Genomic DNA, 9,447 nt, shown 5'->3' with positions numbered 1-9,447 from the left:
AGATCAATCTCATTCGCTTCAGAAGCGACTTTATTAATATAACATTTTCAGCAACTTAATGTCAACAACTTTTTTAAAAAACATTTTATCGTTGTCGTCATTAACGACTGCTTTAATATAATACCACCATACATTTAAAAACGTCAATAACTTTTTTAAAGTTTTTTTATATATTTTAATTAACCCTTCTTTTGATGCTTCAGCATATATTTTACACACTCATCTGGAGTAGCGATCCTTTTAAATAAAGAATACAAAATACTATACTTTTCTTTCATAGATTGTTTGACAACATGGGCTATCCGCTCGTCCTCCAAATCAAATAAAATCTCGTCCATTTCTCTTTTAATTAAGTATTCCATTTCCTGCAGCTCTTTATCATTCAATATAAATCCTATCACAGGCTACATCCTTTCAATATTCGTAATTTCTATGTTATCCCAGCTTTCGAAATTTTATTAGCATTTTTTTAATCATTATTATGGAACACGCCGCATAGTTATGAGACAAGGATATATTGGACGAGGTGATGACATTGAAATTTTTTTATGTATTTCATGCTAAAACAATTAAACAGCTGACACTAATATTGATTGCAGCCTTTTTCACAGCAATGTTTTTGTTTATGGAAACGACGATTCATATGCCTGTTTTTTCTTCTAAAGATGATCCAAAGGCAATATATAAAGGGGAGAACGATATCGCTCTCACGTTCAATATTGGTTGGGGGGACGAAAAAGCTGAGCCTATTTTGGATGTTCTAAAAAAAGAAAATGTTAAAGCGGCTACCTTCTTTTTATCTGGATCGTGGGCGGAGCGACATCCTGATTTGGTTTCTCGCATCGTTAAGGAAGGGTATGAAATTGGAATATTAGGATATGAATACAAAGATTATACGGAATTGGAAGCAGACAAGATAAGACAAGATATAGCCAAGGCACAAACCGCATTTGCAAAGCTAAATATAAAAGATATTAATTATGTACGTCCGCCTACAGGCCATTTTGACAAAAAAACGCTTGAGTCAGCAAAAAGATTGGGTTATACCGTTGTCCATTGGAGTATTGATTCTAAAGATTGGACCAATCCAGGTGCCAACGCCATCGTTGAACGTGTTGGAAAAGCAAAAAAAGGAGATATCGTTCTCATGCATGCTTCTGACTCCGCAAAACAAACAGCAAAAGCGCTGCCTTCTATTATAGAGAATATTAAAGAAAATAATTTGAAGCTTGTAACGGTTTCCGAAATGATTGCCAATGCTAGTACTTCTACAGAGGAAATAAAATAAAATTAAAAAAAGCCGTCCATTATGTGGACGACTTTTTTGCTGCAAGGCGTTGTCTTTGTATTGCAGATTCTTGATTATATTTTGGTAAAATAAGCAGCTGATACGCATTGCATATTAGCAACGGGAAAACCATAAGCCAAATCCAGCTTTCTTCGTTTACCCTTAACACCGGAACCCATTCTATTGTCGTAACAACAACCATGAAAAATAATGCAGGGATAAAGGCTCCTTTATTTGTTGTTTTCACTTTCAGTGCAGCAACTAACAGACCAGCGATTAGTATGACTGCCACCAAACCGAAGTAAGGGATAACACCTTCCCCTGGTTCAGCAAAAGCTTTGTAACGGAAATAAACAAGATCAAATAACACAAAAAGAACTAAAATAATTTGAACACCATTCCATAAAGATTTAAATATCCCTAAACCAAAGCGATGAACAGTTAAATATGCGAAAAATCCCATTTGACTAATAATACTAAAAATTAAACCTACACCGAACAACCAAAATAATACTGATAGAATTTCGAGCCATTCAAAATTTGCAAAAAGATGGTCGAATTCATTCCAACGGACAATAAATCCAACAATACCTGTCGTGATTCCGCCGACAAGCAGCGTTGTTAAAAAAAACTTTACCCACACACGGCTAGTCAATTTATTTTTCCCCCATAACGTATAATCTCACTTAATGATTGTACCAACCTCCACTTGAAAAATCTAGGTATTCTGCATTTCGCGCATAATATTGACTCATTTTCTTCATTCTAATGGTAAGGGATATTTCAATTAGGGGGCTTATAAAGATGAAAAAATGCCTTTTTATCCTGTCTTTCATTGCAGTTCTTGTATTATCAGGATGCGGACAAAATGAAGCAGGATACATGGACTACGATCAGACAAAGAAAATGCTTGTTGATATATTAAAAACAGATGATGGAAAAAAAGCAGTGGAGGAGCTGCTTGCTGATGAGAAAATAAAGCAGCAGCTCGTCATGGATCAGGGAATGGTAAGAGATACGATAGAAACAACGCTAACCTCTGAAAAAGGGAGCGAATTTTGGAAAAAATCGTTTGATGATCCAAAGTTTGCAGAATCAATGGCTAAAAGTATGAAAAATGAAAATGAGCAGCTGCTAAAAGATCTTATGAAAGACCCTGAATATCAGAAGATGATGATGGAAGTTATGAAAGATCCTGAAATGGAGAAAGAAATTACGAACTTAATGAAAAGTCAGGAATATCGCGAACATTTGAAGACAGTCATTACTGAGACTTTTGAAAGTCCGCTTTTTAAAGCAAAGCTTCAAGATATACTTCTAAAAGCAGCCGAAGAAGCAGGGAAAGGTTCCGGCGGTGGCGGTGGCGGTGAAGGTGGCGGACAAGAAAGCGGATCTGGTGAAGAAGAAGCTACCGGTGGAGGTCAATAATAGGAAAAAGCGAGCAACCTTGGTTACTCGCTTTTTTATGTTTTATACCGTTTCAATTACTTTTTTCGCAATATCTGTATATATTTTACCTAGGCGGTGATCTGCATCATAGATAGATGGGGCAAAATCATCATCATTCCAATCAGGCTGTTGAAGCGGAAGCTGGCCTAGCACTTCTGTTCTTAATTCGTCAGCAAGCTTCTCTCCTCCCCCGCGGCCAAATACATATTCTTTTTCACCAGTTACTTTACTTTCGAAGAATGCCATATTTTCAATCACACCAACGATTTCATGCTCGGTTCTTAATGCCATTGCCCCGGCACGGGCTGCTACAAATGCGGCTGTAGGGTGTGGAGTTGTTACAATGATTTCTTTACATGATGGAAGCATTGTGTGAACATCCAGCGCTACATCTCCAGTTCCAGGAGGCAAGTCTAATAGTAGATAATCAAGGTCTCCCCATTCTACTTCATTGAAGAAGCTATTAAGCATTTTTCCAAGCATAGGTCCTCTCCAGATGATCGGTGCATTATCTTCAACAAAGAAGCCCATTGAAATAACTTTTACGTCGAATCTTTCAACAGGGATAATCCTTTCCCCGCGAACAACAGGACGCTTAGTGATGCCCATCATATCCGGCACACTGAATCCATAAATATCTGCATCAATTAAGCCTACTTTTTTCCCTTGTCTTGCTAATGATACTGCTAAATTTACTGATACAGTTGATTTCCCAACGCCGCCTTTACCGCTCGCAATCGCAATAAATTTTGTTTTGCTATTTGGAGAAAGAAGACCTTTATCTTCTTCTGGCGCAGCCTGTCTGTACTGTGAAAGCACTTCTTCAGGAAGCTCGCTAAAGCGGATACCTACTGAATCAGCGCCTGCACTTTTAATGCGATTGACCACTTCTGTTTGAAGCTGCAATTGTTCTGCAGTACCTGTTTTTGCAACCAATACCTTCACACTTACATGATTTTTCTCTTCTTTAATTTTAATCTCTGTGATGGCATTTAACTCACCAAGTGTTTTATGTAAAAATGGCTCTTTTAAATCTCCTAATGCTTCAATCACTTTTTGTTCTGTTATCATTACCTGCGCACCGCCTTTTGTATTCGTTTCCATATTAGAATAACTATAAAATATATTTTAACATAGTTAGGATTGTTTCACTATTGCACTGCCTGATAATTTCGCCAATATCATAAATGGTAACTAAAGGATGGTAATGGATAAAAAAATGATGCTAATATTAGCATCATTCATCCTCTATCTTTAGTTCTTTCTCATCTGAATAATAACGCAATATCCCATTATAAATGGAAGCAGCTAATTTATTCTGATAATCATCCTGCTGCAGAAGCGCCCGTTCGTTGTGATTGGATAGAAAACCTATTTCTACTAAAGCACCCGGCTTTTTGGAATGTTCCAAAATATATACATGCCTTAGTTCTTTCGCACGCCTCGTTGTATTTTCTAAATTGGTGATCAATTCATCCTGTATAAACTTGGCGGCTCTTGGGTTTTCTGCAATATGCGGTGCGTAGAACGTTTGTGCTCCGCTCCATTTTGGGGACGGAATTGAATTCAAATGAATACTGACATAAAATTCAGCATCGCTATTATTTATCATATCAAGCCGCTTCTTTAAATCTTCGACTTTGCGACGACTATACCCCTTTGTTTCTTCCGGCGCAAGATCGCGGTCATCCTCACGAGTCATCATGACAAGGGCACCCTGCTCCTGCAAATAGTCCCTTAGCTTTAAAGAAACATCCAAGGCAATATCCTTCTCTAATACATCCTGACTCCCTGCCCCGCCGTCTGGTCCACCATGACCGGGATCTAATAAAATAATTTTCCCTGAAAGCGGCAGGTTCCAGGAATTCCATGAATCATTCTCAGTGAAATCATATTGCAATATAAAAAATAAAACCGCTAATCCAAAAATAAACGCGCCTGCTTTAATTTTTTTCCTCACAAGAATATCACTCCCCGCTCGTCCTCATTTAAATATATGGGACAAGGCGGAGTAATAGAACGGAAGAAGCGTTAATTAATGAAGACGGAGCTTATGCCTGCGCTGGCCATTGATAAAGCCTTCCATCCACCAGCTGTTTACGTACTCCTCGCAAATATAATATAACGATTCACTAAGCACGCCTTCTTCTCCTTGACTCCAGTATAGAAGGAAATTATATAAGGTGTCGGTAAAATGGGTTTTTTCCTTTGCACACCGTTCTTGAACCTTTTCGATAGGCTCCCCATTCCTTCCAAAGTGGCTATAATGAGCACCAAGTAAATAAGCTTCAATGGCAACATCGTAGCATGCTTCCTCTATACCTGAATTCATTAATAGCCCTGAGACTAAACGTGAAGAACCGAAGTAATGTTTTACTTTCTCCTTTAAATTCTTCACTGAAATTTCTTTTAGTACTGACTTTTCATATTTAAGCTGCTTTTCTCTTCTTTTATCTTCAAATGTTGTAATGACTGTCAATGTGGTCTCACCTCTAATTATAGTCTTTAACGACGAAAGGTGAGGCATACAAAAAGCAACGGTGATTTCCGTTGCCAATTTTTCGGGTTATTCTCTATTTTAATGAAGAACATGCGCGCTTTCTAATTCTTCTCTAATTTCCTTCGAACGTGCTGTTGCGTGGTAAACTGCCTGTGAAATCGCCTTGCCTCCATTGTTCTCTTTTAGTGCTTCTACACCTGAAGCCGTTGTTCCATTAGGTGAAGTAACCTTTTCCCGTAAAATAACAGGCGCTTCATCTTTTTCGAGAACCATTTTAGCTGCTCCATAAATGGTTTGCGCAACAATCTTCCTTGCTGCCTTCGCTTCTAAGCCTTTTTCTACTCCGACCTTTTCCATTTGTTCCATTAAATAATAGAAGTATGCTGGACCGCTGCCTGCCAATCCAGTAAATACATCCATCTGCTCCTCATCAATAATGAAGACCTCTCCCATACATCCCAACAAGTCATTTACATCCTTTTCATGCTGTTTCTCTGTATAGGCTCCTAAAGATAAAGCGGTAGCTGACTCCTGTATCATGCTTGATGTATTTGGCATCACACGAATAACCTGCTGTCCCTCATTTAGATGCGACTCCATATAATCAGTTGAAATGCCCGCTAACACGGAAATAACCACTTGATCCGCTCGGATTTTACTTTTTAAATTTTCAAGTGCTTCTTCTGCACCATGCGGTTTCATCGCCATAATAAAATAATCGATTTCTTCGTAAGGAAGCTCCTTTTGCAGCATCGTATGAATATCATATCTTTCTCTTAGCTCTGTTAATCGGTCACCATTGTACTTATTCGTCACATAGATGCGATTTGCTGGAACTTTATTCGCTTTAATCATTCCGGAAATCATCGATTCTGCCATTGAACCTGCACCGATAAATGCAACTGTTTTGTTTTCCAACATTTTAACACTCCTTAAAAGTTGTGTTTTTCATCCGCTCATTCTTCAACGATATCTATCTTAACATGGTTAATTCTTTATTCAAGGGGATAAAAGGAAGTCGTGTGCATGGAGCCGAGATAGTGAAGAAAAACGTTTACATTTAAATTGTGGCTTCAGAAACAGCGCCTGATCATGCCTCATCGTCTCTAAGGCTTCTATATCATCTTCGTTCATTGTATATAGCAAAGACCCTCTACATAATGTGAGGGTCTTTAACCTATTAATCGACCATTCGACTTGATCTTGATTTTTCAGCTGTTTTACTTAACCAAGGAGTTAATGGCTTTTTCAATACAAGCCCTAAGATTAAGGCTGCTAGGAAGAATAGGAATAAGTAGAAAAAGCTTAGCCAAACGACACTTGGCACAATGCCACCTACAGCTTCCCGTAAAATATTTATCGCATGAGTGAATGGCAGGAATGGATTGATTGCCTGGAAAAATGGCGGCGCCACTTGAATTGGGAATGTACCTCCCGCACCAGATAGCTGCAGCACCATTAATATGATGGCAATCGCTTTTCCGATATTGCCGAACACTGATACAATCGTGTACACAATTGTCATAAAGATAAGGGCAATGGCTATGGTAAATACAACAAACCAAACTGGATTGGCTGCGTAAGTGCCTAATATAAACAAATCACCCAAGCTTACAATCAGGCCTTGTAAAAAGGCTATAATCAAAAATAAGACAAGCCTGCCTAGGTAAATATGATGCGTTTTATATTCTTCTCTCATATCTTTCGGGTGAACATCGGTTTTCAGCAAATTGGCTAAAAGCAATGCGCCCACCCATAAACATAAGGCAGTATAGAATGGTGTGTTCGCAGAACCGTAATTTGGAATATGATAAAGGTTTTCTTCAACGAGCTTAACCGGCTCTGAAAAGAATTCACTTTCTTCTTTTATATCATTTTTTAACAGAGCAATCAGTTCATTCAAATCATTATTCTGTTCAAATTGACGGATGCCTTCTGCTGTTTTTCCAACCGTATCTTCCAGACCAGGTAAACTCGTTTTAATAAAATTGGATACCTCTGCTAAACCTTTCTCCACTTCTGGCAAGTTTTCTTCAACTAATCCAGCAATTCTGGAAAACTCAGATTCGATACCCGGAAGGTCATTGCGGATAAACTTGGCTGCTTCATGAATCTTTTCCTCTACTCCAGGTAAATCAGAACGGATAAAATCACTCACTTCATGAACAGCACGAATGGCCACTGGCAATTCAGTTTGAATCGTTTCTACTAATTCATTAACTTTTGCCTCGATTGCAGGCAGATCCTGTATAATTTTCTCCAGCTGCCCCTCACCGATATTGGCAATCGATTCTGCATTGGCAAGCACTTCTTCTATATTTGGCAATTCCGCTTGCAAATGCTCTAAATCAGTTCCGGCTTTTTGCGCAGCTGCCCTTAAATCGGCCATCGCCTGGTTAATTGACTCTCTGCCTCCACCGTTTAAATAATTGATTAATTCTCCCGCCTGCCTGCTCGCTTGTTGAGCTTGCTGACGAATTGAATTCATCTTATCGGATGACATGTTTCCGGCTCCAATATTAGATAGTGATGAATTCAAGTTCTCCAAACTATTTTTAACTGCTGTTAATTGGTTAATGATTGGCGTGAATTGCCCATTATCATTTAACTTTGAAAACATGCTGATTGCATCATTTAATAATTGAATATTTGTCTCTATTTGATTTTGCAAGGCGGTGATCGATTTCTTGACTGATTCATTCATTTGGTCATTTTCAAGCTGCTTAAGAATCGAATCAATAGAATCTGCACCATTTTGAATCATAACTGCATTTTGAACAATGACATCCAATATTGGATTGATTGCTCCTTCATTCTCAGATAAAAATTTATTTAACTGGTTGACATACTCTGTAGCATCCGTTGCTATTTTATTGGCAGTCGGCACCGCTTGCTGCACATTTGCTATAATTCCCTGTGCCTTATGAACACCATCAAGAGCGGTATTTAATTGCCCGGCAATGTCGGAAAACTTCGCACTGGCATCAGTTAAACCTTCAGCAGCTTTTTCAATCTCAGGAATCATTCCTTCAAGTTCAAGCACTTTTTCACCAATACTGTTCACTTGAGGTAATTTTTCCTCTAAAGTTAAGATTTGCTGAGCACCTTGATTTAATTCAGGAAAATGCTTTTCTAGCTCAATGACCTTGTTAATAGTTCCTTTCAATTCAGGCCATTCTTCATTTAAATCAACAATCTTTTCGCCTAATTCATTTATTTCTGGGAACCGCTTCTCCAGTTCAAAAATATTATTTTCAACTTTCCGAATCGTAGGCAACTCTTCTTCCAGCTTAATGCCAATATCATTAAAGCCTGCGAAAAGTGCTTCTGAAGCCTCTGCCAAGAAGTTTTGGCTAATTTCCTCCACAATCGCCGATGCACCTGCAGACGTCATTTTCGGAGCAATCGCATTCAGCTTTTCATTCACTTCATAACGAACCTCTGGCGCATTTGGATTTCCATTAAGAACATCTGTTAACTGCTTTGAGAAAGTATCGTCAATATAGACACTTGCATAAAAGTCACCATCTCGAACACCTTTCTCCGCTGTTTTGCGATCAACAAATGTCCAGCCCATCTTGTCATTATCCTTTAAATTATCAACAAGCTCGTCACCAATATTAATTTCTTTACCTTCGAGTTCTGCACCCTCATCTTCATTCACAACTGCTACTTTAATTTGTCCTGTTTCACTATATGGATCCCATGTCGCTGCAATATTAAACCAGGCATACAGTGAAGGTAAAAAGGCCAAACCTATCAGCAGCAAAGCAACAAGGGGAACTCTCTTCAAATTCCGAAAATCCTGTTTCACAATGCTGAGTATTTGTTTCAATGTTCCACCCTTCCTTATTCAGTTATCAATTATTCCAATGGGAAAATTAAATAAAAGTTGCCACTTCATCAGCAGCCACTTTTTTGCTACATATAAGAATACAACATAAGAAAGCGGGATGCCATTTATAAGTGATGATATTCACAAAGAATTTTTGAAGTTAAATAATACATATAGTTAATATTTGTTTTTTTTGTTGTAACGATACATGGTTTATTTATTGAAGATTGTAGTGGCCGATTTTAAAATTTCTCAGATTGTCTTCATGCATGGGAAAATCTCTTCATTAGAAGACGTTTTATTCGGGGGAGGTTCTGCTTTTCTCTTGCTTTAGGGGAATAAATGCGATTTATTCACCGGAAGCTCCGGTTTTCC

9 protein-coding genes are annotated in these 9,447 nt (G+C 38.2%); 2 read left to right on the top strand and 7 right to left on the bottom strand.

Annotated elements, in window-relative coordinates; genetic code table 11:
- Positions 1–179: 179 nt before the first annotated feature.
- Positions 180–401, bottom strand: coding sequence for a hypothetical protein (locus CWS20_RS27390; RefSeq protein WP_066192372.1), 222 nt, complete (start codon positions 399–401; stop codon positions 180–182).
- Positions 402–535: 134 nt separating this feature from the next.
- On the opposite strand from CWS20_RS27390, the gene pdaB reads away from it, so the two are divergent.
- A complete protein-coding gene (gene pdaB / locus CWS20_RS27385) occupies positions 536–1,288 on the top strand; it encodes a polysaccharide deacetylase family sporulation protein PdaB (protein ID WP_066192370.1) in 753 nt (250 codons plus the stop codon).
- 19 nt (positions 1,289–1,307) lie between these two features.
- On the opposite strand, the gene CWS20_RS27380 is transcribed toward pdaB, so the two are convergent.
- Positions 1,308–1,943, bottom strand: coding sequence for a KinB-signaling pathway activation protein (locus tag CWS20_RS27380; RefSeq protein WP_066192368.1), 636 nt, complete (start codon positions 1,941–1,943; stop codon positions 1,308–1,310).
- Between the two features lie 149 nt (positions 1,944–2,092).
- Between CWS20_RS27380 and gerD the strand changes: the two genes are divergently transcribed.
- On the top strand, positions 2,093–2,716 hold the full coding sequence (gene gerD, locus CWS20_RS27375; RefSeq protein WP_066192366.1) for a spore germination lipoprotein GerD: 624 nt from the start codon (positions 2,093–2,095) through the stop codon (positions 2,714–2,716).
- 42 nt (positions 2,717–2,758) lie between these two features.
- Here the strand turns inward: gerD and CWS20_RS27370 are convergent, their stop codons facing one another.
- The 5 genes from CWS20_RS27370 to CWS20_RS27350 form a co-directional block, all read right to left on the bottom strand.
- On the bottom strand, positions 2,759–3,808 hold the full coding sequence (locus CWS20_RS27370; protein WP_066192363.1) for an Mrp/NBP35 family ATP-binding protein: 1,050 nt from the start codon (positions 3,806–3,808) through the stop codon (positions 2,759–2,761).
- Between the two features lie 166 nt (positions 3,809–3,974).
- A complete protein-coding gene (gene cwlD, locus CWS20_RS27365) occupies positions 3,975–4,697 on the bottom strand; it encodes an N-acetylmuramoyl-L-alanine amidase CwlD (protein WP_066192361.1) in 723 nt (240 codons plus the stop codon).
- A gap of 75 nt (positions 4,698–4,772) precedes the next feature.
- Complete coding sequence (locus tag CWS20_RS27360; protein WP_066192359.1) at positions 4,773–5,216, bottom strand: YbaK family protein; 444 nt, start codon at positions 5,214–5,216, stop codon at positions 4,773–4,775.
- A gap of 99 nt (positions 5,217–5,315) precedes the next feature.
- Positions 5,316–6,158: a pyrroline-5-carboxylate reductase gene (gene proC, locus CWS20_RS27355; RefSeq protein WP_066192357.1), complete on the bottom strand. Its 843-nt coding sequence runs from the start codon at positions 6,156–6,158 to the stop codon at positions 5,316–5,318.
- A gap of 259 nt (positions 6,159–6,417) precedes the next feature.
- The gene (locus CWS20_RS27350; protein WP_066192355.1) at positions 6,418–9,072 is read right to left on the bottom strand and encodes a YhgE/Pip domain-containing protein; all 2,655 of its coding nucleotides are present in this window, start codon (positions 9,070–9,072) and stop codon (positions 6,418–6,420) included.
- Between the last annotated feature and the right edge of the window lie 375 nt (positions 9,073–9,447).

The organism is Cytobacillus horneckiae, assembly GCF_002835735.1.
GTDB classification, from domain to species: Bacteria; Bacillota; Bacilli; order Bacillales; family Cytobacillaceae; genus Cytobacillus; species Cytobacillus horneckiae.
Note: the sequence above shows the minus strand (reverse complement) of the source record. Positions and strands in the feature narration are given on the sequence as shown.